Origin of the sequence: Rhizobium sp. CFBP 8752 (assembly GCF_014842035.1) — a bacterium.
GTDB classification, from domain to species: Bacteria; Pseudomonadota; Alphaproteobacteria; order Rhizobiales; family Rhizobiaceae; genus Neorhizobium; species Neorhizobium soli.
The window spans coordinates 64,242-90,765 of record NZ_JACYUZ010000002.1; the positions used below are offsets into that span (position 1 = coordinate 64,242).

Annotated in this window: 23 protein-coding genes; 19 read left to right on the forward strand and 4 right to left on the reverse strand. The window is 60.1% G+C overall.

Going from position 1 to position 26,524, the window contains the following annotated elements; translation table 11 throughout:
* Positions 1–5 precede the first annotated feature (5 nt).
* The 5 genes from IFT59_RS13545 to IFT59_RS13565 all read left to right on the forward strand — a co-directional run bounded on the left by IFT59_RS13545 (position 6) and on the right by IFT59_RS13565 (position 4,804).
* Positions 6–1,052, forward strand: coding sequence for a tagatose 1,6-diphosphate aldolase (locus tag IFT59_RS13545; protein WP_192087211.1), 1,047 nt, complete (start codon positions 6–8; stop codon positions 1,050–1,052).
* Positions 1,053–1,133: 81 nt separating this feature from the next.
* Positions 1,134–1,868, forward strand: a complete 735-nt coding sequence (locus IFT59_RS13550) for an SDR family NAD(P)-dependent oxidoreductase (RefSeq protein ID WP_192087212.1) — start codon at positions 1,134–1,136, stop codon at positions 1,866–1,868.
* A 15-nt stretch (positions 1,869–1,883) separates the two neighbouring features.
* Entirely contained in the window at positions 1,884–3,032 is a 1,149-nt protein-coding gene (locus IFT59_RS13555) for a mandelate racemase/muconate lactonizing enzyme family protein (RefSeq protein ID WP_192087213.1), read from the forward strand.
* Between the two features lie 5 nt (positions 3,033–3,037).
* Positions 3,038–3,790, forward strand: a complete 753-nt coding sequence (locus IFT59_RS13560) for a TSUP family transporter (protein WP_192087214.1) — start codon at positions 3,038–3,040, stop codon at positions 3,788–3,790.
* A gap of 162 nt (positions 3,791–3,952) precedes the next feature.
* On the forward strand, positions 3,953–4,804 hold the full coding sequence (locus IFT59_RS13565) for a formylglycine-generating enzyme family protein (protein ID WP_342366100.1): 852 nt from the start codon (positions 3,953–3,955) through the stop codon (positions 4,802–4,804).
* A 9-nt stretch (positions 4,805–4,813) separates the two neighbouring features.
* On the opposite strand, the gene IFT59_RS13570 is transcribed toward IFT59_RS13565, so the two are convergent.
* The gene (locus tag IFT59_RS13570; protein WP_192087216.1) at positions 4,814–5,485 is read right to left on the reverse strand and encodes an SDR family oxidoreductase; all 672 of its coding nucleotides are present in this window, start codon (positions 5,483–5,485) and stop codon (positions 4,814–4,816) included.
* A gap of 158 nt (positions 5,486–5,643) precedes the next feature.
* On the opposite strand from IFT59_RS13570, the gene IFT59_RS13575 reads away from it, so the two are divergent.
* Positions 5,644–7,140, forward strand: coding sequence for a sulfatase family protein (locus tag IFT59_RS13575; protein WP_192087217.1), 1,497 nt, complete (start codon positions 5,644–5,646; stop codon positions 7,138–7,140).
* Here IFT59_RS13575 and IFT59_RS13580 read toward each other — a convergent pair.
* The gene (locus IFT59_RS13580; protein ID WP_192087218.1) at positions 7,137–8,225 is read right to left on the reverse strand and encodes a LacI family DNA-binding transcriptional regulator; all 1,089 of its coding nucleotides are present in this window, start codon (positions 8,223–8,225) and stop codon (positions 7,137–7,139) included. The genes IFT59_RS13575 and IFT59_RS13580 overlap by 4 nt on opposite strands.
* A 170-nt stretch (positions 8,226–8,395) precedes the next feature.
* Between IFT59_RS13580 and IFT59_RS13585 the strand changes: the two genes are divergently transcribed.
* From IFT59_RS13585 to IFT59_RS13605, 5 genes are all read left to right on the forward strand, one after another.
* Positions 8,396–9,832, forward strand: coding sequence for a sulfatase family protein (locus IFT59_RS13585; protein WP_192087219.1), 1,437 nt, complete (start codon positions 8,396–8,398; stop codon positions 9,830–9,832).
* 111 nt (positions 9,833–9,943) lie between these two features.
* Entirely contained in the window at positions 9,944–10,678 is a 735-nt protein-coding gene (locus IFT59_RS13590) for an ABC transporter permease (protein WP_192087220.1), read from the forward strand.
* Entirely contained in the window at positions 10,675–11,448 is a 774-nt protein-coding gene (locus IFT59_RS13595) for an ABC transporter ATP-binding protein (RefSeq protein WP_192087221.1), read from the forward strand. The genes IFT59_RS13590 and IFT59_RS13595 overlap by 4 nt, the downstream gene beginning before the upstream one ends.
* Positions 11,449–11,494: 46 nt before the next feature.
* Positions 11,495–12,469 (forward strand): aliphatic sulfonate ABC transporter substrate-binding protein, encoded by a 975-nt coding sequence (locus tag IFT59_RS13600; protein WP_446737838.1) that lies wholly within the window; start codon positions 11,495–11,497, stop codon positions 12,467–12,469.
* Between the two features lie 587 nt (positions 12,470–13,056).
* Complete coding sequence (locus tag IFT59_RS13605) at positions 13,057–13,776, forward strand: dihydroorotase (RefSeq protein WP_192087223.1); 720 nt, start codon at positions 13,057–13,059, stop codon at positions 13,774–13,776.
* A gap of 5 nt (positions 13,777–13,781) precedes the next feature.
* Here the strand turns inward: IFT59_RS13605 and IFT59_RS13610 are convergent, their stop codons facing one another.
* A complete protein-coding gene (locus IFT59_RS13610) occupies positions 13,782–13,928 on the reverse strand; it encodes a hypothetical protein (protein WP_192087224.1) in 147 nt (48 codons plus the stop codon).
* A 384-nt stretch (positions 13,929–14,312) separates the two neighbouring features.
* Here IFT59_RS13610 and IFT59_RS13615 point away from each other — a divergent pair, with 384 nt between their 5' ends.
* From IFT59_RS13615 to IFT59_RS13645, 7 genes are all read left to right on the forward strand, one after another.
* Positions 14,313–14,948 (forward strand): TetR/AcrR family transcriptional regulator, encoded by a 636-nt coding sequence (locus tag IFT59_RS13615; protein ID WP_174197842.1) that lies wholly within the window; start codon positions 14,313–14,315, stop codon positions 14,946–14,948.
* Between the two features lie 41 nt (positions 14,949–14,989).
* Entirely contained in the window at positions 14,990–15,841 is an 852-nt protein-coding gene (locus IFT59_RS13620) for a metallophosphoesterase (RefSeq protein WP_192087225.1), read from the forward strand.
* Between the two features lie 29 nt (positions 15,842–15,870).
* Positions 15,871–17,169, forward strand: coding sequence for an ABC transporter substrate-binding protein (locus tag IFT59_RS13625; protein ID WP_192087226.1), 1,299 nt, complete (start codon positions 15,871–15,873; stop codon positions 17,167–17,169).
* A gap of 90 nt (positions 17,170–17,259) precedes the next feature.
* A complete protein-coding gene (locus IFT59_RS13630; protein WP_192087227.1) occupies positions 17,260–17,979 on the forward strand; it encodes a tyrosine-protein phosphatase in 720 nt (239 codons plus the stop codon).
* A gap of 75 nt (positions 17,980–18,054) precedes the next feature.
* Complete coding sequence (locus IFT59_RS13635) at positions 18,055–18,975, forward strand: carbohydrate ABC transporter permease (RefSeq protein WP_092662735.1); 921 nt, start codon at positions 18,055–18,057, stop codon at positions 18,973–18,975.
* Positions 18,965–19,837, forward strand: coding sequence for a carbohydrate ABC transporter permease (locus IFT59_RS13640; RefSeq protein WP_192087228.1), 873 nt, complete (start codon positions 18,965–18,967; stop codon positions 19,835–19,837). Before IFT59_RS13635 ends, IFT59_RS13640 begins: the two co-directional genes overlap by 11 nt.
* Before the next feature lie 85 nt (positions 19,838–19,922).
* Complete coding sequence (locus tag IFT59_RS13645) at positions 19,923–21,044, forward strand: ABC transporter ATP-binding protein (RefSeq protein ID WP_062577692.1); 1,122 nt, start codon at positions 19,923–19,925, stop codon at positions 21,042–21,044.
* 210 nt (positions 21,045–21,254) lie between these two features.
* Here IFT59_RS13645 and treS read toward each other — a convergent pair whose 3' ends face one another.
* Positions 21,255–23,321, reverse strand: a complete 2,067-nt coding sequence (treS, locus tag IFT59_RS13650) for a maltose alpha-D-glucosyltransferase (protein ID WP_062577695.1) — start codon at positions 23,319–23,321, stop codon at positions 21,255–21,257.
* Between the two features lie 986 nt (positions 23,322–24,307).
* Here treS and IFT59_RS13655 point away from each other — a divergent pair.
* The gene (locus tag IFT59_RS13655) at positions 24,308–26,296 is read left to right on the forward strand and encodes a BCCT family transporter (protein WP_192087229.1); all 1,989 of its coding nucleotides are present in this window, start codon (positions 24,308–24,310) and stop codon (positions 26,294–26,296) included.
* Positions 26,297–26,524 lie beyond the last annotated feature (228 nt).

Below are 26,524 nucleotides of genomic sequence, written 5' to 3' on the forward strand. Positions count from 1 at the left end.
ACGTCATGCTTACACTCGGTAAAACCCGCGGCCTTGCTCGTCTGGCCAACAACGAAGGGCATTTCTGCATGGTCGCCCTCGACCAGCGGCCGCCGCTGTTCGAGGCAATCGCCGCAGCCCGCAAGATCGACAAGTCGCAGGTCCCGTTCTCCGACGTGATCACTGCCAAACGGCTGCTGGTCGAAAACCTGTCGCCGCATTGCAGCTCGATGCTGTTCGATCCAAACTACGCAATCCCCGCGGCAATCGATGTTCTGCCCGCCGATTGCGGCCTGATCGTCACACTCGAGGATCACCGCACGGAAGAGACGGAAGGGGGCCGCAAGACAAAATCGATCGCCGACTGGAGCGTCGAGAAAATCCGCCGTCTTGGCGGCGATGCGGTCAAGGTTCTGGTCTGGTACAGGCCCGATGCCTCGGCCGAGGTCATTGAACATCAGAAGGCGTATGTCCGCCAGATTGGCGACGATTGCAGGCGCTACGACATCCCTTACGTGCTTGAGTTGCTGGTCTTCCCATTCCTCGGCCAGGCGGGCCATACCGCGGATTACGTCGAATCCCCGACCAAGCTGCCGGAACTGGTGATCGAAAGCGTCCGCGAGTTCGCCAAGCCTGAATACGGCGTCGATCTGCTGAAGCTCGAAAGCCCGCTTGCGGCCAACAGCTTGCCGCCGCGCGACGGCAGCGAGGCTTCGAAGGCTGCGCAACGGGAATTCGACGCGGTCGGCAAGATCTGCGCCGATGCGGGCATCCCCTGGGTGCTGCTTTCAGGCGGGGCCGCACCTCCAAAATTCGAGCTCGTGCTGGAATACGCCTATGCAGCGGGTGCCGGCGGTTTCCTCGCCGGACGGACAATCTGGCTCAATGCCATCCGCTCGCATTTTCCCGACACCGCCGCGGTTGCCAAGGCTTTGTCCGAGGAAGGCGTCGGCGTGGTCGAGAGCCTGAGCAAACTCACCAAGGAGAAGGCACCGCGCTGGAAGGCGCCGGCTCCGGCCTTCCAGTCGATCAGCAAGGAAGGCGATCTCGCCAGCAGCTATGCCGCTGCGTGAGCGCTTTTGAGCCGGCGCCCCGGAGCAGACTTTCGGGGCGCTGGATCGTCGCAATCGATGATGTTTGAAGATGAGGCCAGCATGCAGGATCCATTCAGTTTTTCGCCCGGCTTCCATGCAGTCGTCGTCGGTGGCGCCGGCGATATAGGTTCCGCGATTGCCGAACTGTTTCTCGCTCGCGGAGCGTCCGTCACAGTCACCGGGCACGACCAGCCGGCGCTCGATCGCTGCCGTCTGAAAGGGCAGAAGGGTGTCGCCGTCGAAATACTGGACGTCACCTCGGATGCCGGCGTCGAAAACTTCGCCACCGGCTTCGAGCGTGTCGACGCCGTTGTCAACTGTGCCGGCATTCTGGCACGCGATGAAGAGTTCAAGATTGAAATGTTTCAGCGGGTGCTGGACGTCAATCTCACGGGTACGTTTCGCATCTGCATGGCATTTCGACCGCATCTCGTCGCCTCACGCGGTTCGATCGTCAATGTCGCTTCGATGAATGCCTTCGCCGCGCTTCCCCGGATTCCCGCCTATTGCGCCAGCAAGGGCGGCGTCGTGATGCTAACCAAGGCGCTGGCGCTCGCCTGGGCCGAGGACGGCATTCGGGTCAATGCCGTGGCGCCAGGCTATATCGAGACGGCGATCAATGCCGAGGGGCGCAAGGACGCCGCTCATCACGAGCGTATCGCGGCACGCACCGCGTTAAAGCGATGGGGCAAGCCGGAGGACGTGGCGGGCACCGTCGTGTTCCTGTGCCTGCCGGCATCGGACTATGCCACCGGTACCGTCTTTGCGGTGGATGGCGGCTTTCTGGCTGGGTGAAATGAAGGAGGTCACATGACGGATCCAGTAACGATCATCTCCGCGCGGACGCTTGTTTTTCGCGTGCCATTGGCGAAACCGGTTTCTACATCTTTCGGGACGATGTTCAATCGGCCCGCTGTTTTCGTTCGACTGGAAGATGAAATTGGAACGGTCGGATGGGGAGAGATCTGGTGCAACTGGCCGGCCTGCGGCGCGGACCACCGCGCCCGGTTGCTGACGACAGATCTCGCTCCGCGCATTCTTGGCCGGCCTTTACCTGCACCTCCGGAAGTATGGAGGCAACTGACTGCCGCCACCGAGATCCTCGTGCTGCAGACCGGCGAGGTCGGTCCTTACGCGCAGGTGATTGCTGGTTTCGACATGGCCTACTGGGACCTTACGGCGCGTCGCGCCGGGGTGCCCCTGGGAAAGGCGATGGCAGCCGGTGCGACCGGAAAGGTGCGCGCTTATGCCAGCGGCATCCATATTCTCGATGCCGAGCAGATGGTAGCGCAGGCACGCATTGATGGTTATCGCGACTTCAAGGTGAAGGTCGGGTTCGATTTCGACCGCGATCTCGATCTGCTGCGCGGCCTGCATGCAAAGCTCCGCCCTGGCGAGACATTGTACGCCGATGCAAACCAGGGTTTCCCACTAGATAAAGCACGCGTCTTTTTGCAGGCGACCGACAATCTCGGCCTCGGATGGATGGAAGAGCCGTTGCGGGTGGATTGCCCGGATACGGTCTGGCAAGAACTCCGTGGATCGACATCGACGCCGATTGCCGGCGGCGAAAACCTTATCGGTGAGCAGGCGTTCGAGGCAGCGATTAAAGCCGGCAGCCTTTCGGTCATACAGCCGGATGCTGCAAAATGGGGAGGTCCGAGCGGTTGCCTTGCCGTCGCCCGTTCAGCCCGCGCGGCGGGGCGACGTTATTGCCCGCATTTTCTGGGTGCCGGCATCGGCCTGGTTGCCTCTGCCCATATTCTTGCAGCGGCCGGCGGCGATGGATTGCTCGAGATCGATGTCAACCCAAATCCGCTGCGTGACGCCATTGTGCCTCGCTGGCCGGTCGTCCGGGAGGGCTTGGTCGAGCTGCCTGCAGGTGCAGGGCTCGGTGTCGAACCCGACCTCGACCAACTGGCACCATTCCAAACGTTAAGTCTTAGCGCAGAAGGGTAGTCGTAATGCCCAGCGAAGGCGTTGCCCTTTTCCTCTTGCTCTCCTTTGCTGCGGCCTATGTCCAGACACTCACGGGGTTCGCGTTCGGGTTGTTGCTGATGGGGGCAATCGCTCTGACGGGTCTCATTCCGCTTCCAGACGCTGCCGTCATCATTGGCTTCCTCACCTTGGCCAACGCGGTTGTCGTGCTTGTCAAAGGTTGGCGCGCAATAGCCCTGATGCCATTTCTGCTGTCATTGCTCGGTGCAATCCCAATGATCGTTGTTGGGTATATATTGCTGAACCTTCTGGCTTCGTCATCTTTGGTGGCGCTGCGGCTGGTGCTTGGTCTCGTCATTATCATGTCCAGCCTGCAGCTAATCCTCCGGCCAGCGGCCTGTGGAAGCTTGTCATCGAAACCAAGCTTCGTTTTCTTCGGTGCACTTGGCGGTCTCATGGGAGGCCTGTTTTCGACCGCAGGGCCGCCGTTGGTCTATCACGTTTACAGGCAACCTCTGTCGCATGCGGCGATCCGCGAGACGCTTGTGGCGGTTTTCGCGATCAATGCCATGTTTCGTCTCGTGCTGGTAACAGCATCAGGCGAATGGCCAGCGCTTGCCTCAATATGGGCACTGGCTGGACTTCCCGGTGTGCTGGTCGCGAGTTATGCCGCGCGGCGATGGCCACCGCAACTGTCGCAGAACACGATGCGAAGGCTCGCTTTTGTATTGTTGCTGATGTCGGGGCTGTCTCTGGTTGTCCCGGTGATTGCCGGATGAGTGTTGCGCTGTCGGCAGCGAAGGCCGATAGAGGTTTTGCGGGTTAAGGCAAATCTGAGCACTTTCTGGGAGGAACGCATGGGTGGATGTTGTTCGGGAGCGGCGCGAGCTGGGGAAGGCCAGAAGTCGGCAGGAGCGAAAAGTTTCACGGTTCGAGGTCGCGTGGCCCAAACGATTGCTGTGAATGGAGGAGAGAGCTTCGTCGGCACCCATGATCCTGTCATCGCCGCCGATGGTGAAGGACCGGAGCGGAGGGTCTTGCTGCAGGATTTCCATCTTGAGGTCGAGACCGTCACGGTCGTCCGATTTGCGGACTTCATCGAGGCGACGGGCCATGTGACGGAATCGGAGCGGTTCGGCATGTCGGCCGTGTTCTCCCCACTCCTCAAAAACCAGTCCATCGCCACTGGAGGTGTCGTCAACACCCCCTGGTGGACACGCGTCGACGGCGCGACATGGAATCAACCGGAAGGGCCAGGCAGCTCGATCGAGGACCGTCCGGATCATCCTGTAACGCACGTCTCCTGGCATGATGCGATGGCATTTGCCGCATGGGTAGGTGGCCGACTGCCTACCGAAGCCGAATGGGAACATGCCGCACGCGGCGGCAACCGGAGGCGCCGGTATCCCTGGGGCGACATTGAGCCGAGCGACGATCTGAGTTTCTGCAATATCTGGCAGGGCCGGTTTCCGAACCACAATACGATGGTTGACGGCTACTTCGGCACGGCGCCGGCACGCAGCTTCGAACCGTCAGAAGCAGGTTTCTACAACCTTTCCGGTAACGTCTGGGAATGGACCGCGGATGCCTTCAAAGTGCGGTCGCTCTTCAAGGCTGCGAAGCTTCGCAACGACCAGGCGAAAAAGTCCGCTGACAAGGTTCTGAAAGGTGGCTCTTTCTTGTGCCACAAGAGCTACTGCTATCGCTACCGAATAGCTGCCCGCATGGGCCTTTCGGCCGACAGTGCTTCGAGCAATACGGGTTTCCGTGTCGCCTATGACGTGCTGCCGTAACCGTGACTTTTACCAAGGGAGGATCTGGCCATTGTAATCGTAGAAGCTGCCTGTCTGGTGCGGGCCGGAATGATCGATGACCTCGCGCATCCGCACGATGCTCTCGGATATGCTCAGTCCGCCGTCCCCTTGACGGGCGACTTTGCCGGGGTGAAGGCCAAGCACGCAGATCTGGCGGGGACCGAGATCGATGGCGAGGCTCTTCATGACCATGTTGAGGCCTGCCTTGCTGGATCGATAGGCATAGGAGCTGGCGGTATTGTTGAGCCCGATCGACCCCATGCGACTTGTTATGAACGCGATCACCTTCCGCTCGCTACTGGCTACGTGCTCGGTAAGAGCCCTTGTGACGACGAAAGGCGCGATCAGATTGACTTCCAACATGTTTCGCCAGAGCGTCAGGTCTGTTTCTTGCAGGCCCGGATGCGGGCCGGGAATGCCGGCATTGTTGACCAGCACGTCGATCGCAACGCCGTTCAGCTCCGCAGCGAGGCGCAGGACGGATGTTTCATCGGTCACGTCGAGCTTGACGGTTTCTATAGTGCGGAGATGTTTGTGCCGTTTGCTAAAAGCGTCGGGATCGAGGCAAGTGGCGATGACACGATCGCCTTTGGCCGCGTATTGAAGCGCGAATTCCTCGCCAAGCCCGCGATCGCAGCCGGTGATCAGAACGGTCGCCATTGGTCCTCCTCCTGCTCGCCGGCATTGCTTGCGTCCGCATCGGGCGCAGCATCATATTTGGTACTAGAGTTTTTGGCAGATGAGAACAGCTGCTTGTTGAGAGTGAAAGGCTTGCGGTCGCTCGGGCTGTAAGCGGGTGTCGGACTGGGAGGAACATCATGTCAAACGAGAAGAAAAAGCCGAACATCATCTTTGTCATCACCGACCAGCAGCGGTTCGACACGATAGCTGCCGGCGGCTTTCCCTACATGAAGACGCCAAATCTCGACCGGATGGTAAGGGAAGGCACCTATTTTCGCCAGACCTATGTCACCTCGCCATCCTGCGCCCCGTCGCGCGCAAGCCTATTTACCGGTGTGTATCCGCATACCAACGGCGTGTTCCGCAATGACGAACCCTGGGCATTCAGCTGGGTGCAACTGATGGCCGAGGCGGGATACCGCTGCGTCAACGTCGGCAAGATGCACACGTCTCCCTTCGAGGATTCGTTCGGGTTTCACGAGCGGCACGTGGTGGAAAACAAAGACCGCGCCACGCCGCGGCTCCCGTTTTTCCTCGACCAGTGGGACAAGGCGATCTGGACGCGTGGCTTTGAAAAGCCGAGCCGTGTCACCTATCGTCGGCGGGAGGATTACCGCTCGTCGCTCGGCGCCTTCGTCTGGAACCTGCCCGAGGACCTGCATTCCGACAACTTCGTCTCGGCGCTCGCCCAAATGTGGCTCGATACCTACACCGGCAATGAACCTTTCTTTCTGCAGATCGGTATCCCGGGGCCGCACCCGCCCTATGATCCGACCCAGGACTTCCTCGACATGTATGCGGATACCGAGATGCCTGAACCCATTTTCAGCGACGAAGACATCGCCGCGCAGCCGGCGGCGCTGAAAGTGCTGCGCGACCAGCATCTGGCGGTCGACCACGATGCGGTCGTGCATCTGGCCGAACCGACACGGGAACAGACACGCCGCCAGCGGCAACACTATTTCGCCAACGTTTCTATGATCGACGCACAGATGGGCAAGCTGATCGAGGCCGTGACAAGGCGCGGCGTGCTGGACGATACGATCATCATCTTCACGTCGGACCACGGCGACAGCCTAAACGATCACGGACACAGCCAGAAATGGTCGATGTACGAGCACAGTGTCCGCGTGCCGGCAATTGTCTGGGCGCCGGGGCGGGTGGCCGAGGGCAGGGTGGTCGACGATCTCGTGTCGCTCTTCGACTTTGCTCCGACTGTTCTGGACATGGCTGGCGTGCCGGTGCCGGACTGGATGGAGGCACAGTCGCTGATGCCTTATCTGCGCGGTGAGCAGTGCGAACCCCGACGATACGTCTTTTCCGAACATGCCGGCGACCGCATATTCAGCGGAACGACGTTCATGACGATGATCCGCAGCCGGCGCCACAAGCTCGTGCATTTCGTCGACAGCGACGAAGGCCAGTTGTTCGACATGGACGATGATCCGACGGAGGTCAACAATCTCTGGTCCAACCCAGCGCACCAGGCCGTGAAGCAGGAACTGATCAACGCGATCTTGGCTTGGCGCATCGAAAGCTCGCTGAAGACGCAAGGGTGGACGCTTGCGAGTGTGCGCCTTGGCGCCAGTTCCAGCCGCACGCCGGAAAGCAAGTCGCGGCAGGAAGGAGCCTAGCCCGCGTCCGTCGGTTCCACCGTATCGCGTTGCGTGCTTTGGCGAGCAACCAGTTTCCAGTCGACGATCGTCGTCTGGGGTTCGCCGCCGTTGATGCGGGCGACGATGGCATCGGCGGTCAGGCGACCGATCCGTTCGCGATCGGGACGGATGGTGGTCAGCGGCGGAGTGATGCAGGCGGCGGCTTCGTTGTCGCCGAAGGCCATCACGCCGATGTCCTCGGGCACACGTTTGCCAAGCTTTCTCAGGCCGCGCATCACGCCGAAAGCAACGACGTCGCTGTTGCAGACGATGGCATCGATGCCGGGATGGGTCTGGAGCAGGTCAAGCGCCAGCTTTTCGCCGAGATCGGGGCTGCCACCTATCGGTTCTGTGGAGGTGACGACCGGTGCAATCCCGGCTTTGACCGCTTCGGTTTCGAGGCCGAAAAGACGTTTTCGCGCGCGCCGGTCGTTTTCGCGGAGGCTGCCGACAAAGGCTAGCTTTCGGTAACCGCGATCGATCAGGTGTCGGGCCTGGGCTGCCCCCACCGCTTGGTGGTCGAAGCCGATCGCCGTGTCGATCACCGGACCGCTGGTATCCCACATCTCGATGATCGGTATGCCGGAGGATTTCAGGAGCTCGACCACTTTTGGCGGATGGTCGATTCCGATGATCGCCACGGCCGCCGGCCGCCAGCTCAGGATCGAGCGTACCAGTTTCAGCTCCTGGTCGGGATTGTAGCGGGTATTGGCAAGCATGACCTGAAGGTCGTGTTCGAGAAGGGATGACTGCAACGTATCAATGATGCTGGCGAATTCCGAATAATACAGCGAGGTCACGACGACGCCGACGATATCGGTGCGCGTGCCGGAAAGGCCACCGGCTAGGCGGTTCGGAACGTAATTAAGTTCTTCCATCGCCACGTTGATGCGTTTGCGCAGTTCGACCCTTACCGTATTGGGTGCCCGAAGTGCGCGCGATACGGTGTTGACGGAAACGCCCACCCGGTCGGCGATCGAGGCGAGCGTTGGGGCAGGGCGGTCCTTCCTCTCACTCGCACTTCGGTCGTCGTCCCCGTCCCTGGCTTTCGTACTGATCGTCATAGGTCCAAAACCTGCCAACTAACGTCGTTCGAGCAGCGATAGTGATCGTTGCGTTATCGATAACTTTGTGTCATTCATTGCTTCGGGAGGCAAGCGAAAGAGGGGGATAGTTCCTTCGCATGCTGTAATGTCCGCCGCGCCGTTTGGATGCAGCGGGGAGGAGCTGTTTGATGGCTGACAGGCCGAACATCATTTTGATCATGACCGACCAGCAGCGCTACGATTCCATTTCGGCGCTCGGTTACCCTTACGCCCATACGCCGAATATCGATGCGATGATCGAGAAAGGTGTGGCGCTGACCGACTGCCACATCACCGCGCCGAGTTGCGTGCCGTCACGCGCAAGCCTGTTTACCGGCTATTACCCGCATACGACCGGCGTTCTCGCCAACGGTCAGAAATGGCAGCGGACCTGGGTCGAGAGCCTGCGCGATGCCGGTTATCGCTGCGTCAATGTCGGCAAGATGCACACCATCCCCTATAATTCGGACAGCGGTTTCCACGAGCGTTACGTCGTGGAAAACAAGGACCGCTACATGGAAGGACGTTGGTACTTTGACGAGTGGGACAAGGCGCTCGCCGCTCAAGGTCTCGTCAAGCAGCAGCGCGAATTCTACCGCGAGCGTGCGGACTATCGAGAGCGGCTTGGATGTTTTGACTGGGAGCTTCCAGAAAACATGCATTCCGATGCCTTCGTCGGCGACATGGCGAAGTGGTGGGTCGAGACCTATCCGCCGACAGAGCCATTGTTCTTGCAGGTCGGCTTCCCCGGCCCCCATCCGCCGTTCGATCCGCCGGCGCGCTATACCGAGCGTTATTTGAAGCGCAACGATTTGCCGCTGCCGAAGCCGACGAAAGAGGAACTCGAAGGCCTGCATCAGGAGCTGAAGGACAAGCGTCAGCACGATGTCGAGGTTGACCATGATTCCGTCGTCTGGAGCCTGGATCCGAGCGAAGACCAGATGCAGCGGCTGTGGGCTCACTATCTCGGCAATGTGACGCTGATCGACGAAAAGGTCGGCGAACTGCTCGCCTCATTAAAAGAGCGTGGATATCTCGAGGACGCGATCGTCATCTTCACCTCGGATCATGGGGAGTGCCTTGGCGAACATGGGCTAATCCAGAAATGGTCGATGTACGATATCGTGACCCGCGTTCCGACGGTCATCTGGTCGACTGCCGGCCGGTTCGAGGGCGGCCGAACCGTGGACGGGCTCTGCCAGCTTTTCGACCTGGGGCCGACCATTCTCGACTATGCCGGCATCACGCCGCCGGAGACTTTTGAAGCGAAAAGCCTGCGGCCTGCATTGGAAGGCAGGGACTGGACGCCCCGCACGCACGTCTTCTGCGAGCAGATCGGCGACGTGGCAATGGCCGGCGGCGTCGAATTCATGACCGGTGTGCGCAGCGACAGATGGAAACTGGTTCATTTCAAGGGCTCGACCGACGGACAGTTGTTCGACCTCGAGAATGATCCGAAGGAGGTTAGAAACCTCTGGAGCGATTCAGACTATCAGGATCGCAAGCGCGAGCTTTTGGACGTGATGCGCGACTGGCTAATCGAATCAAATTTCAAGACTCGGAATGTTATGGCGGCGGCGCGCTGACCGGATGACGGACTGGCCGAATGCTCGGGAGGAGTGGTCTTGGCAGTTATAGAGAACGAAAACACATCGGATAGAGCAGGTGTTGTGCCTCGGCGTTCGGGTCCACTCACAATGCTGATGATCAACATCGTTGCCGTCGTTTTCGGTATCTCGATGTGGGCCCTGGTAACAGCCTATGGCGTTGTCGGGCTACCTACGCCGCTGGCGGTCGCCAGACAAGCTGTGATCCAAGCGCAAAGCGGCCTTCTATGGTCCGACGCGCTGGCAAGCCTCGGCCGCGTCTTTACCGGTTTCGCGCTCGGCATTCTCGTTGCAATTCCGGTCGGCTTCCTGATGGGCTGGTACAAAGTCGCCCGCGCCATCATCGAGCCCTACGTCCAGTTCTTCCGCACCATTCCGCCACTTGCCATCATTCCGCTGGCAATCGTGACGATGGGCATCGACGAGACGCCGAAGATCTTCGTCATCTTCCTCGCGTCTTTCCTGTCTTCCGTCGTCGCCACCTATCAGGGCGTCATCAGCGTCGACAGGACGATGATCAACGCGGCGCGGGTGCTGGGCGCCAACGATTTTACCATCTTCCGACGCGTCATTGTGCCGGCTTCGCTGCCTTATATCATGGTGGGGGTGCGTATCGGTCTTGGTTCTTCGTGGTCGACCGTGGTGGCTGCCGAGCTGATCGCAGCACAGTCGGGCCTCGGTTTCCGGATGCAGCAGGCACAACTCTACTACGACCTGGCGACCATTTTCGTCAGCCTTATCTCGATCGGTCTTCTTGGACTGCTCATGGATCGCATCGTCATGGCGATCGACAGTGTGCTGACCGCCTGGCAGGAGAAGCTATGACCCCGAAAATCTCATTCAAAAACGTCAACAAGACGTTTGATATCGCCGGTCGGCCAGCGTTTACGGCACTCGAAGGTCTGAACCTTGATATCAAGGATGGCGAGTTCATCACCGTCGTCGGACCCTCCGGGTGTGGCAAGTCGACGGCGATGAATATTGCAGCCGGCCTGACCGCGCCGTCTTCCGGACAGGTTCTGGTCGACGACACGCCAGTCAGTGGGCCGGGACCAGAACGCGGCGTGATCTTTCAGCAATATGCGCTTTTTCCGTGGCTGACTGTGCGGCAGAATGTTGAGTTCGGCCTGAAGATTGCCGGCCACAAACGGGATGAGCGGCGGCGGATCGCCGATCATTTCATCGCCCTTGTCGGGCTGACCGAATTTGCCAGTTCACTGCCGAAGACTCTGTCTGGCGGCATGAAGCAACGCTGCGCGATTGCCCGTGCCTATGCGGTCAATCCGAAGACCTTGCTCATGGACGAGCCGTTTGGAGCGCTCGATGCTTTGACCCGCGTGCAGCTTCAGGATCAGTTGCTGACGATGTGGAGCAAGGAACGGCGCACGGTGATGTTCATTACCCATGATGTCGACGAGGCCGTCTATCTCGCGAGCCGTGTCGTTGTCATGGCAGCTCGGCCGGGTCGGCTTCACAAGATCGTCAATGTCGACCTGCCCTATCCTCGCACCGAGGACATGCGTCTGTCGTCTGAATTTTCCGAATTGCGCAACGAAGTCTGGCGGGCAGTGTATCACCCTGCCGCAGCCGCCTGATCCTTGCCAAAAAAAATTGCAGCCCGTCAAAGGAGGAATGACCATGCTGACGAGACGACATCTTATGGTAACGAGCGCCGCACTTGCCGGCGCCAGCGCGTTTTCCATCGGCGGCCGGGCCCGTGCCCAGTCCGCCGAGATGACGATCGGTTATATCGCCGATTTCCCGAATGCCAGTGTGCTGGCAATCGCCAAGGACCAGAAGCTGTGGGAGGCAGAAGGTCTCGAGCCAACGGTGAAGGTCTTTACCAATGGTCCGATCCAGATCCAGGCGATGGGTGCGGGCAGTCTCAATTTCGGGACGATCGGCCCCGGCGCCCTCTGGTTGCCAGCGAGCGGCCGCGCAAAGGTGGTTGGCGTCAACGATATCGGCTTTTCTGACCGCGTTATCGCCCAGGCCGGTATCGCGTCGATGGCCGATCTCAAGGGCAAGAAGGTCGGCGTTCCTCAGGGAACGTCTGGCGATATGATCTTGCGCATGGCGCTGACAAAAGCCGGCATGACGATCGCCGACATCCAGATGGTGCCGATGGACCCGTCGACCGTTGTCGCGGCATTCACGTCGAAACAAATCGATGGCGCAGGCATCTGGTACCCGCTGATCGACACGATCAAGCCGCGCGTGCCCGACATGAAGGAACTAGCCTCTAACCAGGACTTCTATCCGCAGACGTCCTTCATCAACACGTTTGTGGCACGCAACGAAATCGTCGAACAGAACCCGGACTTGGTGAAGAAATTCCTGCGGGTGATGAAGAAGGCGATGGATTACCGCGTCGCCAATCTCGATCACTCGATCGAGATCACCACGGCGTTTCTCAACGCACCGAAGGAAGCAACCGACAAGGTTGCCCGCAGCCGCAAGATGCTGACATCCAAGGAACTTGAAGGCTTTACCAAGGACGGCACGGTCAACAGATGGCTGGCTGATTTCAACAGGATGTTCCAGGATTTCGGCACGGTCAAGGACCCGCTGGCGCCGGAGAAGTTCTACACGGGCGAGCTCTTCACCAGCGCTTAAGCATTGCTAACAGAAGTTGACGTCATGAACGGACGACAGTCGGGGATGGCTCCCGACTGTTCTACTAGCACGCAAAATCTGGGGGGACCTGAAAGGTTTACTGTAGATATCGGTTTGCGTTTGAGCGAACAGACCAAACGTGGGCACGTGGCTTTAGACCCTTCGAAACGCGTCGGAAGGGTTCCAATAACGTAACCCGGCGCCGAAGGTTCGGACCTCATCAAGGTAGCTGAAATTACACGTCTCGGTGCGCTCAGGCTCCGCAACTACCGAGACTTGACACACTCTCCGTCCAAGTTGTTTTCTCAAAAGCTCCCGGGCATAAGCCGGAAGGAGCTCTTGCTTATTGCGTTCATTGTCAAGCTTACCTGAAAGCTAACGGCAGGACGTCCTTCCACCACTGCCTCGAACTTTGCTTCCATCATGCTTTCCTGTTCAAGCTTTGCGAGCTCGCGGCTGCGAACAACGGCATGGTGTGCGCTCATCCGGAATATATCTCGTTCGCGTGGGTCTTGCGCGACCGCCTCAAGGTGGACAGCCCAGGACTGGATGACCTTGCACTCTCAAATACATCGAGGCCGCCGTTCTTGGAAGCAGATGCGGTACAGAGTTCTGCCTACCTTGCGCGACAGGCCGGCGCTCCGCTCTACGTCGTTCACACTTCGTCCCGTGAAGCCCTTGAACTTGCCCTCATGCAACGTACGCGTGGTACCCAAGTATTTTTCGAGACATGGACGCATTACCAGACGCACGACATTTTTTGGGAGGGCGGAAAGAAAGGCAAGATCAATCCGCCGTTGCGCGTGCGCAGCGATTGCAAGCACCTGCGGCAGGGGCTGCCGAACGGAGAGATTGATACAATCGGAACAGACCATGTCCACCGCGACATCTCGTCCAAGTCAGCCGACATCCAGGGGTCCTCGCACGGTTGCCCAGGTTTGGATACCATGCTGCCGGTATCGTTGACCGACGGTCGTCACAAGCGTGGATTGTCGCTGGAGCGAATTGCCAAGTTGACGTCCACGAACTCGGCTCGGCTCATGGGGCTCGACCATGCTAAGGGGTCGATGGCGACCGGTATGGACGCCGAGCTTACGATGACCGATGTCGATGCAGAGTGGACGCTCGAACGGTCGGACGTGCTGAGTTCGGCAGGGTATTCGATCTATGAAGGCAAGCGCTTCAAGGGCGCGATCGAGCATACCATGGTGAGCGGACGATTTGGACTGAGGGGCCGCAAGCTCGTCACCGAGGATGTAGGGCGTGGTAGATATGTCTATCAAAAGCTTCGGTCGATCGGCGAGTAATCGCGTCAAGGCGTCGCATGAGGATGATCCAGATCGGTAATATCATCGCTCATTCGACTGAACTGCCCAAGCGGGCGATGAAAAATCACAATAAACACAAAATCGATCGATCGTTCCTGCCTGTTTAAGAATGATGAAATCTTCGTTGCCATACTCCACTCCGGGATTTCACAAATCCGGCGGTATCGGCTTCGGGACCGCCGCAGCGAGCTGCCCATTTCCCATCTTAAGAAGCATTTTAAGCGGCAATCCTCTCCCTGCGGAAGGTCCGCCGCTTTTGGCGACGCACGTATATCCGGTCTCGAGTGGCCTCATTTCACTGAAAGTCCCAACCGGCTCGGCGTGTTGCGACAAACCTCAGCGCTTCTCGGGCGCGGTTGCCGGCAGCCCCTTTCAGGGGGCGTTCTCGCGGGCCTGCCCGACCCGATTTGCGCGAGAGGCGTGGTCTCCGCGCCAGCCTTCTCCTTGACCTTCACTCGGATGTCACAGAAATTGCGCTACGCAACCGTATGATAGCAAGCCATACGCGAGAGAAATTGCGCACTGCGTGCGAGCAACTGCTGTCGGCTGCTCGGCACCCCGATGACGTGACGGTGCGGACGATCACCTGTCGGGCGGGCACCAATGTGGCGGCGGTCAACTATCATTTTGGAACCCTTCAGCACCTGATTTTTTCGGCTGCCGAGCGCGTCTACCTCCGCCTTAATGCCGAGCGCCTGGCATTGCTTCAGGCGGCGGTCCAACGGGCCGATCCCGCACCTGCCTGCGCCGGCGATCTTATCGCAGCGCTTGTCGGGCCATCCATCCGCTGGAGCCTCGATCCCCATTCCAGTTACGGGGTGCTCCGTCATCTGACGACGCTTGCACAATCCAGCGACGACCCGGAAATATTCCGGCCGATGGTCGAGGATATCGAGCATCATCGCCAGTTCGTCCCGCACTTCAGAAAAATCGCGCCATGGCTGAGCGAGGTCGATGTCGGATTCCGCATCTCGTGCCTTCTCGGGGTGCGCACGCAGATGACGAGAAGCCGCGGCCGCACCGACGAACTGACGGACCACCAGCTCGATCTTGGCAATGCCAGCAGCATCATTGCCCTCGTTGTTGCAGCAACGGAGCCGATGTTTACCACGCCGATTTCAAACAGCGTTTCAAAGCCGTCATCCCGCTGAGACGGGAAGCGCCTAGACAGGCTCCAACGCAGGAGCTCCCCATGGTCGAAACGACGTTCATCCACATCACCGATCTACATGTCGGCAATCCTTCCGTCGCCGATAGCCATCTGTTCAGCGACACCTCGGCCACGCTTTCGCGCGTGCTCGCGCTGATCGGGTCGATGGATCAGAAGCCGCAGTTCATTATCGCCAGCGGCGATCTCACCAATCGCGGCGATGTCGAGAGCTACCGCCAGCTGCGGTCGCTGATGGCCGCCACCGACGTGCCGGTCGTCTACGCGATCGGCAATCACGACACGCGCGCCGGGTTCTACAAAGGCATGCTTGACCGAACCAGCGATCTCGATGCCCCCTATGACCACGACCAGGTTATCGGCGGCATCCATATCGTCACGCTCGACACCACGACCCCTGGCGAGATCGGCGGCAGCCTGACGCCCGCGCAATTCGCCTGGCTCGCTCACGCGCTCGACCGGCACGGCGATCTGCCCAAGCTGATCGTTGCCCACCACGCCCCGGTGCTGGGCGACGCTGTTCCGTGGGACCACTGGCGCACGATCGAGTTCAGCCAAAGCCAGCAGCTGGCCGGGTTGCTCAAGGGCCGCAACATCCTCGCGATCCTCTCCGGTCATATCCATCACGACCGGTTCTCCTCATGGCATGGCATCCCGGTCATCGTCGGCATGGGCCAGCATGCCGCAACCGATATCCTGACGACAGACATCCTGCGCATGGTCGAAGGCGCCTCCTTCGGGATCGGCACCATTCGCACCTCGGGCCTGACCATGGCGCTCGTTCCCCTGCCGCAGACCCGCAACGAACTCAACCGCTACGACCTGTCTCTGCTGCGCCACAAACAGGATGCGGCCATGGCGGGCGCCACCGAATGACCAACTTCTCCCAACAGGAGCTTCCCGCAATGAGAAAACGCACCTTCCTCGGCCTTGCGGTCGCCGTAGTCCTCGGTGCTGCCGGAACAACCGGCGCCGCGCATGCCGAAATGGCCGCCGAGATTACCAAGCCGGTGACCATCACCTTCTACAACTACAACCTCGCCACGGCGAGCGCCGGTGCCGACGCCACCCGCGAGATGATCGCCAAGTTCGAGCAGGAACACCCGCTGATCAAGGTGAAGACTGTCGGAGTTCCGTCCAATGACATCATCACGCGCCTGCAGGCCGATATGGCCGCCGGCATGCAGCCCGATGTGGCGCAGCTGGTGTTTCGCGACCTCATCTATCTCGCCTCCGATCTGGGTGCACAGCCGCTCGAGGATCTGGCCGGGGCCAAGGGCTACGCTGCCCTTACCGACGGACTGATCCCGCGTGGCGTCAACCTTGGCAAGATCAACGGCAAGACCTATGGGCTTGCCTATACGTTCTCGACGCCGATCCTCTACTACAACGCCGACCTCTTCCGCAAAGCCGGCCTCGATCCCGAGACCCCACCCAAAACCTGGGCCGAAGTGAAGACGGCCGCCGAAGCCATCGTCGCCAAGACCGGCGCGGACGGCTTCTTTCCCGGCGCCTATGGCCCGACAGACGGCACCTTCGTCTATCAGGCGATCCTGATGTCGAATGGCGGCAAGGTCCGCGATGGCAACACGCTGACCTTCGCCGACAAGAATGGCATTGAAGCGGTGCAGATGCTGCGCGACATGGTCGACAGCGGCGCCCATGCCCGCCTCGACCCGGCCAATCCGCAGGAGGCTTTTGCCGCCGGCCGGCTGGGCATGTATCTCTACACCAGCGCCCTGCAGAACTCCCTGTCCAAATCCGCCGACGGCAAGTGGGAACTGCGCGTGACCGGCATGCCGGCCTTCGGGACCAAGCCGACCGCGCCCACCAATTCGGGCTCGGCGCTCTATGCCTTCTCGCAGGATCCGGTCAAGCAGCGCGCCGCCTACGAGTTGATGAAGTTCCTCACCTCCGACTACGGCTACACAATCATCACCTCGAAGATCGGCTATCTGCCGCTTCGCCTCAACATCGTCGACGATCCAAAGCTGCTCGGCCCCTGGACAGCGACGCACCCGCTGATCCGTCCGAACCTCGAACAGCTGTCGCGTCTAACCCCCAATGTCGCCTTCCCCGGCCCGAACTATCGCCAGGCCGAAGCGATGATGAAGGAAGCCGTCTCGGAGGCCGTGCTCGGTCCCAATGACGTGGTGAAGACCCTGACCGAGGCGCAAGCCAATGCCCAGGCGCTGATGCCCTGACCACGCGCGAGTGGGGGCGTTGCATCCGCGACGACGCGCGCCCCCAAATTGTACCAAGACAAACAGACCGAAGCACAGCAGGAGGCCGCCATGCGTCACTGGACGCTGCCCGACACCCACAACATCCGCGATCTCGGCGGGTACAACCGGCAGGCCGGCGGCACCACGCAATGGCGCCGGATCCTGCGCGGTGAAGCGCTGCACCCGCTGACGAGCGACAGCCTGGCGACGCTTGTCGCCGATGATCTCTCGCTCGTGATCGACCTGCGCGGGCCGCACGAGACTGCGGTGACCAGCCACCCTTTCATCGGCCACGAGACGGTGTCCTACCGCAATATCGTGCTCTTTGATGCGCTGGCGCCGATCGCGATGGTGCAGCAGCCCTTCGACATGGCAGAGCGCTATTGCAGCGCGCTGGATCATTGTGGCGCGCAGTTCGCCACGGTGTTTCGCGCCATCGGGCAAGCCCGGCCGGGGATGGTGCTGTTCCACTGCACCGCCGGCAAGGACCGTACCGGCGTCGTCGCTGCCATGCTTCTGGCCATCGCCGGCGTTTCGCATGCCGACATCGTGGCCGACTATGCGCTCACCGCCTCCGCCGAGGGCCTGATCGCGCAGCTTCGCGCCCGTTCGCTTGCGGCAGGCATCGATGCCGGCCATGTCGATCGGATGCTCGCCAGCGACGCCGTAACGATGGAGGCCTTCCTCGCCTTTCTCGATGCGGCGCATGGCGGGATCGCGGCCTATCTTCAACGGATCGGCCTCACGCCCGCGGAGATCGAAGCGCTGACGGACCGTCTGTGCGCGTAAGACACCCGTCGCCCGAATTGCCACGACCGGACCGACGGAAAAGGCCAACGCCTTTCAAACCCACTGGAGCGTAGAATGGCCTTGGCCACACAAGTACCGACCCGCCGCAGACGGATGACCCAGTCGCGCTGGGCACCCTGGCTCTACCTGTCTCCGGCCATCATCCTGCTTGTGGTTTGGATCTACTGGCCGCTGGTCGATGCGCTGCGTCTGAGCTTCTACCAGTGGAACATGCTGCCCAATTCGCCGCAGATCTATGTCGGCTGGAACAACTACACGCGCATCTTTGCCCTGCCCAAATTCTGGCAGTCGCTGCGCAATACCGGGATCTACATTTTCGGTCTTTTGCCGCTGGCCGTGCTGATCCCGCTGGCGATCGCCATCTATACTCATGACCTTCCCGAGCGCTCGCGCAACATCTACCGCGCCATCATCTTCGTGCCGATGATCATCGCGCCGGTGGTGGCCGCCGCCGTCTGGCGCTGGCTGCTCGATCCCGGCTACGGCCTAGTCAACCAGATGCTCCAGGGCATCGGCTTCAAGCCCGTGAAGTTCCTCTCCGATCCCAACACCGCCATCTGGACCGTCATCCTGATCACCGGCTGGAAGCTGATCGGGTTTTCGACGCTGATCCTGTCTGCCGCCAATGCCAACATCAACCCCTCCCTGGTGGAGGCCGCGCGCATGGACGGCGCCAGCAAATGGGAGATCATCCGCGACATCCGCCTGCCGCTGCTCAGTTCCACGGCCCTGTTTCTGGTCGTCATGACGATCCTGCTCGGCGCGCAGTGGAGTTTCACCTACATCAACGTGCTGACAGGCGGCGGCCCGCTCGGCTCCACCTCCAACATCTACTATCTCCTTTGGGATTTCGGCTTCTCCACCATGTCGGTGGGCTGGGGCTCGGCTGCGGCCGTCATCCTTTTCCTCGGCTTCGGCGCAGTGGCCTTTGTGCTCTTCCGCCTGATCGACAGGTATACTTTCCATGACAACTGACGTCCTGCACGCGCCCCGCCCGATGGCGCGCCCGCTTCGTCGCATCTCGGACAAATCCGGCCTCGACACCGCGGCCGGGCACGTCCTCATGGTCCTTCTGTCGATCCTGTGCCTTTTCCCGGTCTACTGGATGCTGGCCAGTTCGCTGCGTCCCGCCAATGCCATGTTCGAGACGAGCCTATGGCCGACGAGCATGTCGCTCGACAATTACCGGCAGGCGCTGGAGGCCATCCCGATCGGCCGCATGCTGGTCAACACGCTTGTCTTTTCCGTCGTCTCCACGGCCTTTCAGCTTCTGACCGGGCTTCTTGCCGCCTTCGCCTTCGCCCGCTGGACATTCGCGCTCGACAAGCTGGTGTATAGCGCCGTGGCGCTGACCTGGCTGGTACCCTTTCAGGTGGTGATGATCCCGAACTATCTGCTGATTGCCCAGATGGGTCTGCTCGATAGCATCGTGGCGCTGATCCTGCCGAACCTTGTCTCGGCGCTTGCGATCCTGCTTCTTGCCCAGGCCATGCGCAGCTTCCCCCGGGAAGTCATCGAGGCGGCGCGGATGGACGGCGCACGCAATTGGCGGATTCTCTGGGAGGTGATGGTGCCCAATCTGCGCGGCACGATTGCCTCGCTTGCTATTCTCATCTTCATCTCGACCTGGAACGAGTATTTCTGGCCACTGCTGCTCAGCCGCACGGCCGAAAACTCCGTCATCCAGATCGGCATCCAGATGTTCATGACGGCCGAGGGCAACCAGTGGGGACCACTGATGGCAGCCTCGACGCTCGCAAGCCTGCCGGTCCTCGTCATCTACGTCGTCCTGCAGCGCCAGGTCGTCCAGTCCTTCATGAAATCCGGTATCCGCTGATGCGCGGCAGACCCATTCTCGCAGGCATCGGCCGCGACACGTCCACGATTGCACACCTGCACAACCGTCGTCCGGGAGACATCTGATGGCTGATCTGACACTCTCAAACCTGAAAAAATCCTACGACGGCAAGCCGGTCCTGCATGGCGTCGACATCACCATCCCCGATGGCCATTTCGTCGTCATCGTCGGTCCATCGGGCTGCGGCAAGTCGACCCTCCTGCGTATGATCGCGGGACTGGAGGAGGTCACGTCAGGCACGATTTCCATCGGTGAAACGGTGATGAACGACATCGAGCCAGCCGATCGTGGCTGTGCCATGGTGTTCCAGAACTATGCACTCTATCCGCACATGACCGTGCGCCAGAACATCGCCTATCCGCTTCGGATCGCCAAGCTGCCGCGGGCCGAGCGCGACAGCAAGGTCGAGGCTGTGGCGAAGATCCTGAACCTGACGGAGTATCTCGACCGGCGCCCGGCGCAGCTCTCCGGCGGGCAGCGGCAACGCGTGGCCATGGGCCGCGCGATGGTGCGCGAACCCGACGTCTTTCTGTTCGACGAACCGCTGTCCAATCTCGATGCACTGCTGCGCGTCCAGATGCGCATCGAGATCAAGAAGCTGCACCGGCGCCTCAAGGCGACGTCGGTGTTCGTGACGCATGATCAGGTCGAAGCGATGACGCTTGCCGACACGCTGATCGTGATGAATGCCGGTCGCGTCGAGCAGATCGGATCGCCCGCCGAGGTCTACCGAAAGCCGGCCTCGGTCTTCGTCGCCGGGTTCATGGGGGCGCCGGCCATGAACCTTTTCCCGGCCGCCATCGGGGCCGGCGGCGCTCTCGTCATCGATGCGCCAACTGGCGGGGTCGGCATCGGCCGGACAAGCCTTGCGGAAGGAACTCCGGTCACCGTCGGGGTCAGGCCGGAAAACCTCCTGCTGAGTGAAACTGCCGGAGCCGGCCTTCCGGCGACGGTCGACTTTGTCGAGGAACTGGGTGGCTCGCGTGTCGCCTATTGCACCCTTGGCGACCGGGAGATCGCAGCGACCCTGCCACCCGGCGACCAGCAACTGGAAGGCCGGCCCGTCTGGCTGACCCTGCCGCCAGAGGCACTGCACCTCTACGACCGGACCACAGGACAACGCATCGACGTGCCGGTCCATGCCGCCAGGAGCAGCATCCCGAGCGCTTTCGAGCTGTCCATGTGATGTCATGCATGGAGGTAGCTTAATGTCGCCCGCGTGGTCCTGCGATCGGTTGCCACTCGACAGCAGGTGTAGGCGTCAGAGATCCCGTATCGTTGGATCACCGCCGGCCAAGGCGTGTAAAATCCCGTCATGTATCACGTCCGCAAGCGGGTCGTAGACCCGCAAGCGAACGCACAAGCGCGGCTATTTGCAGAGATATGCGCGTGACATTTAGAGCGTCGGGAGCGTTCCAACAACTCTGAGGGATAGACCCTCGTAGGGCTCCAGATTGATAGTCAATGCGCCATCTTCTGTAAGGTCGCCTTCGATTGACTCCGCAATCATGTCGACGACAGGTCCTGGCCTGACGTTCTGCAAGATCACGACTTCGGAGATCGCCGAGGAGCTGAAATTCAGGGCGGTCACCTGCGTGCCTCGTAGATCCGGAAGTTCGTGGACCATGATGAGCAAACCTGGGGCGGTGGTATCAGGTATCGAGACTTGTCGACTGGCCGCGATCCCATAAGCTTCCCGAACGGCCAGCAGGCGTTTGAGCTGCGAGGCAAACGAGTCCGGCTGCGCCAGCTGCTCGCTGATCGGGCCGTATAGGGCGCGGGCACGCGGCATGCCGTCGGCGGAAAACTCCTCGCCAGAGTTCTGACCCGTCAGATCATAGGCGCCGCGTTCGATCCAGCGGGTGTCGCCGTCGGCCATCAGGTGCTGCACCTGAGCCGGCGTTAATGGCAAAGCGCCGACCAGATCCCATCCGGAAAGCGCGAATACGCCCGGCTGAAAAGCGTTGTACATCACCAGCAGAAGGTGAATTTTCTGGATCAGCTTTGTCGTCTCGTCATCGATGCTTTCCAGGTCGGCAATGTCGAGGGCTGCGGCAATGACGCTCGCTGTCGTGCAGGCGATTCCGTTCGTGACAAAGGGAAGGTTATAGGGGGCGTTAGGTCCCGAAAGGCGCTCGCGTATTACGTCGCGAATATGCATGCGCAGCGTACGCCCCTGCCAAGTCTGGCCGGCAAAGGTGTAAATATCGTCTGCATGCAATGTCCAGAAATGCACGAGTTCCGTCGTCAGTTCATCGTGATTCTGAAGCGCATGAATAAGCGACGCAGGATCGATGCCAAATTCATGGACCATCCGCAGCATCATGCGCAAGAACTCGGTATTGCCTGTCAACAGCGCGTGATGATAGGCCGGGCGCGTGATAAAATCGTAGGACAGATCCGCTCCACCCTTCGACATCGCGGCAATATCATCGATCGTCAGGTTAAGCTCCTGAAACGAAAACCCGCCGGCCTTGCGGATCATGCCAGCGAGCAGTGCGTTGCCCGTCACGGAAAGCGGATGGCTTTCCGACCATGCCGGCCCCTCCACTCGGCGCTCGACGCCGAGAAATCCATTCGCGTCCAACCGCAGGCCACGGGCGCCCATCTGGTCGATCGAATGCAACGCATCGCCGATGATCATCTGTTGCGCGGCAAATGATGGATCCAGCCAGTTCAGGCTCGGCTGCCCCTCCTTGAAGTAGTGCAGGTAAACCCAGCGGCGCTCCTTGCCGTCGACGCCGGTAATAGGGCCGGTCGCACTCCAGTCCGTCTCTTTGACGCCGGGCTCGAAGAAAATGACCCGCTGGAGCTGGCCGACAATCAAGCCACGATCCCTCAGGTAGTCAACGGTATCGGCAGGCAGGTTGACCGCCTCCCGGCCCTCAGGCACGTCCGGAAGACGCTGCCATTCTTCCTCTGGAATTTCGACCATGTGATAGAGACCAGGGTAGGTCGAATGATTCATTTCGGCGAGCCGAAAATCCGGACCCTTGCCCGTGTGTGAAGGAATGACATCGTCAATGACAATGGCGTTGTGTGCCGCCGCCATGCGGCTGATGGCAACGAATTCCTCGTTCGTGCCGAAAGTCGGATCGATGTCGAAGCTTATTCTGTCGAAATTGCCGTCGATCGTCGGGCTGTAGACGCCGTCTTTCATACTGCCGGCACGTTTCATCGGTCCCGTGTGAATACCGCGTACGCCGATCGCCGAAAGGGCTGACCACAGATGTGCGTCGCCAAGGGTCTTGAGAACGGATTCGCCGGGCAACGGGATTACCGAAGGGGGATAAGCCGTCATCCATACCGATGCGATCGATGAAGCGACACGAGGCCGCGCCTCTGCATAGGGCCGCTGCCATAGGCGCGACTGCCCGCCGTAGGCCTCGGCAAATGTACGTGCTTGTTGCAACATCGACAAAGCGACGAGCTCTTCGATTGATTCATTGCTTGGTAGCGTCATTAATGCCTCGAAGCCGGAGCGGGAGTACAGGGATTATTGCAGGCCGATGCAGGTAGCAAGCCTCCCGAAAAGAGCCTGCCTATTGGAAACTGCATCCTCACTTACCCCGGAGTTGTCGGTTCTACCAACAGACTTCTTGCTTTCCTCACACCCAAAGCGTCCGAACACCGATAGCGCGACATCCTCAAATCCAGGTTTCGCGGTGCCCAGTAAAGAGCGAAGCTGCCGGCACACCCACTCTGCAAACCGCGTAAGTACCGAGTCGACGGTTCCTTTGGGTTTAAGGCGGTCGAGTTTTCAGATCGCTGCGCCATCAGGCCCCCGCAAGCAACAAAACTTGCAAATTGCCCACCTCTAATATGTGTTCTTTAGTTCGTAGACGTCACTGTCGAGGAGGATGCCAGTTTCCCGCCGAGCCTTGCCGGGTTGGGCTATATATCAACAGCAGACACAATTCCCAAGCATTCTACGTCGTTGCAAAGACGCTGAGAGTCGAACCGCGCGCTGCCGTTGCTCATCTGAACACGGTTGCAACCGGTGGCTTCGGGCGCGGTGTTCTCGCTCTTCCACTATCTGGACATGGGTCGAGGAATGCAATTCAAGGTTACCTCGAAGGAGGTATCAATTCTCCAGGCTGATGCGACCAACTCTGTTCAGCACAGCAACCTTTCCACACCAATGCGAAAGTGGTTTCCTCCTTGCACTCCCATGTCGGATTTCCGCGCGTTTCAACGCCTCACCGGAGGCCGACATACGCTGTTCGCGAGTAACGACGGCCAAGCTGGAGCACGATTGCAAACTTCGGTCTCGTATCATGTCTCGCCGTCATGGTCGAAGAATGGACATTTGCGATAGGCATCGGCTTGCGTCGTCATTGTGGACTTTTCAGGAGCGCCGCCTAGTTTCCATGAAAAGCGGCCGGATTGGGGCGGGATCGTCCGTCCCAATGATCCGCAAGTCGGAGCGCAGGAGGACAAATCCGCGGTATGAAAAGTTTTGTCATCAACCCCCCGGTTTTCTACGGCTCAGTCATCGTCATCGGTCTGTTTCTGGTGGTCGGCATCGCCATACCCGGGCAAGCGGGCGCTTTTTTTGGCGCCGTACAGGCATCGATCCTCGGCGCGTTCGGCTGGTTCTATCTGCTTTCCGTCGGCATATTTCTCGCATCCGTCCTGCTGCTCTGTTTTGGCCGCTTCGGACAGCTCAAGCTTGGTCCGGATGATTCCGTTCCCGATTTCCGCTTCCTGTCGTGGATCGCCATGCTGTTTGCCGCCGGCATGGGGATCGGCCTGATGTTCTACGCCGTCGGTGAACCGATGACGCATTTCATGGCGCCGCCGACGGCCGAGCCGCGTTCGGTCGCAGCCATGCGCGAAGCAATGACCGTGACTTTCTTCCATTGGGGGATCCACGCCTGGGCAATCTACGCCGTTGTCGGCCTGTCGCTCGCCTATTTCGGCTATCGCTACAACCTGCCGCTGACGATCCGTTCCGGCCTCTATCCGATTCTCAAAAACCGTATCGATGGTCCGATCGGTCACGCGGTGGATATCTTTGCGATTGTCGGCACGATGTTTGGGATCGCCACGTCGCTCGGTGTCGGCGTCTCGCAGATCAATGCGGGTCTCAACCACCTTCTCGGCGTTCCGATCGGCATCGCTGTGCAGTTGCCGTTGATCGCAGTTGTGACCGCGATGGCGACCGTGTCGGTCGTGACCGGCCTCGACAAGGGCGTCCGCATCCTGTCGGAAACCAACCTTATCGTTGCCATCCTGTTGATGATATTCGTTCTCGTGGTTGGTCCGACCAGCCTGTTGTTTCGGGATTTCGTGCAGAACCTCGGTCTCTATTTCGACACGCTGGTCCTGCGCACATTCAACATCTACGCCTATGAGCCGACGCCCTGGGTTGATGCCTGGACCTTGTTCTACTGGGCCTGGTGGATTTCCTGGTCGCCCTTCGTCGGCATGTTCATCGCCCGCATTTCCCGCGGCAGAACGGTGCGTGAATTCGTCGTCGCCGTCCTCTTTATTCCCGCCGGGTTCACCTTCTTCTGGATGACGGTGTTTGGCAATACGGCGATGTTTATCGATACCGGCATCGCCAACGGCGCTCTCGGCGCGGCTATCGCCAATGACGTCTCAGTCGGGCTGTTCCGGTTCTTCGAGTATCTGCCGCTGCCGGCAATTACCTCGACGCTCGCGGTTCTGCTGGTGTCGATCTTCTTCATCACCTCGGCAGATTCGGGTGCGCTGGTCGTGGACTCCATTGCAGCCGGCGGCGAGACGAACACGACAACAGGACAGCGGGTTTTCTGGTGCGTTATGGAAGGTTTCGTGGCGGGGTGCCTGCTGCTCGCCGGTGGCCTGACGGCGCTGCAATCTGCTACTGTCGCCAGCGCGCTGCCGTTTGCCGTGATCATGCTCGGTCTTGTCCTTTCGCTGTATCTGGGCATGCGAGAGGACCTTGCACAGCGCGATGCGCACAACGGCGCCACACTTCCGGTTGCCCAGCCGGCATCCGGGCAGACCTGGCAGCGGAGACTGGCCCTGATGCTGGCCACCGCGACCGAAGCCGATGTCCGTCGCTTCATCGACACGCATGTGCGTCCAGCCCTTGATCAGGTCGCGCAGGAACTGACCTCCAGGGGACGGCATGCTGAGGTGGTCGATGACACGGACGGAGCGATCGTCCTGCGCTCACCCGCACAAGATGTTCGTGACTTTGTCTACGGTGTCACACCCACAAAGCAGCGCGTCGCGAGTTTTACGCCTGTGCGGGCCGGAGAGCCTGAGTTTCGCTTTGAGGCGCGGACCTATTTCTCGAGCGGCAATCGCGGGTATGACGTGATGGGGATGTCGCGCGATCAACTCATCAGCGACGTCCTGGCGCAGTTCGAACGCTATCTTCACCTGGTGCATTCGCCGGAGTTTCAGCTGGTCCACAGTGCTCCAGAACATCCATCCGGAATATAGCTGTTATGGGGGGCGGCCTCGTTGCAAGCCGCGCCTGTTACCATAACAGGTCCGACGCTCATCGTAGCGGAAGGCGGTCTGTTCGCAGACGCTTGATCCTAGGTCCCGCTACGTGGGTTGAGCTCCAAAGCGGACACCAACTGTCGCGGCAGACTGACGGGCGACCTGATTAATCCCAACTTGGCAGGCAAAGGCGTACACCTGAGACGTCGACAAGAGACGGCCCGC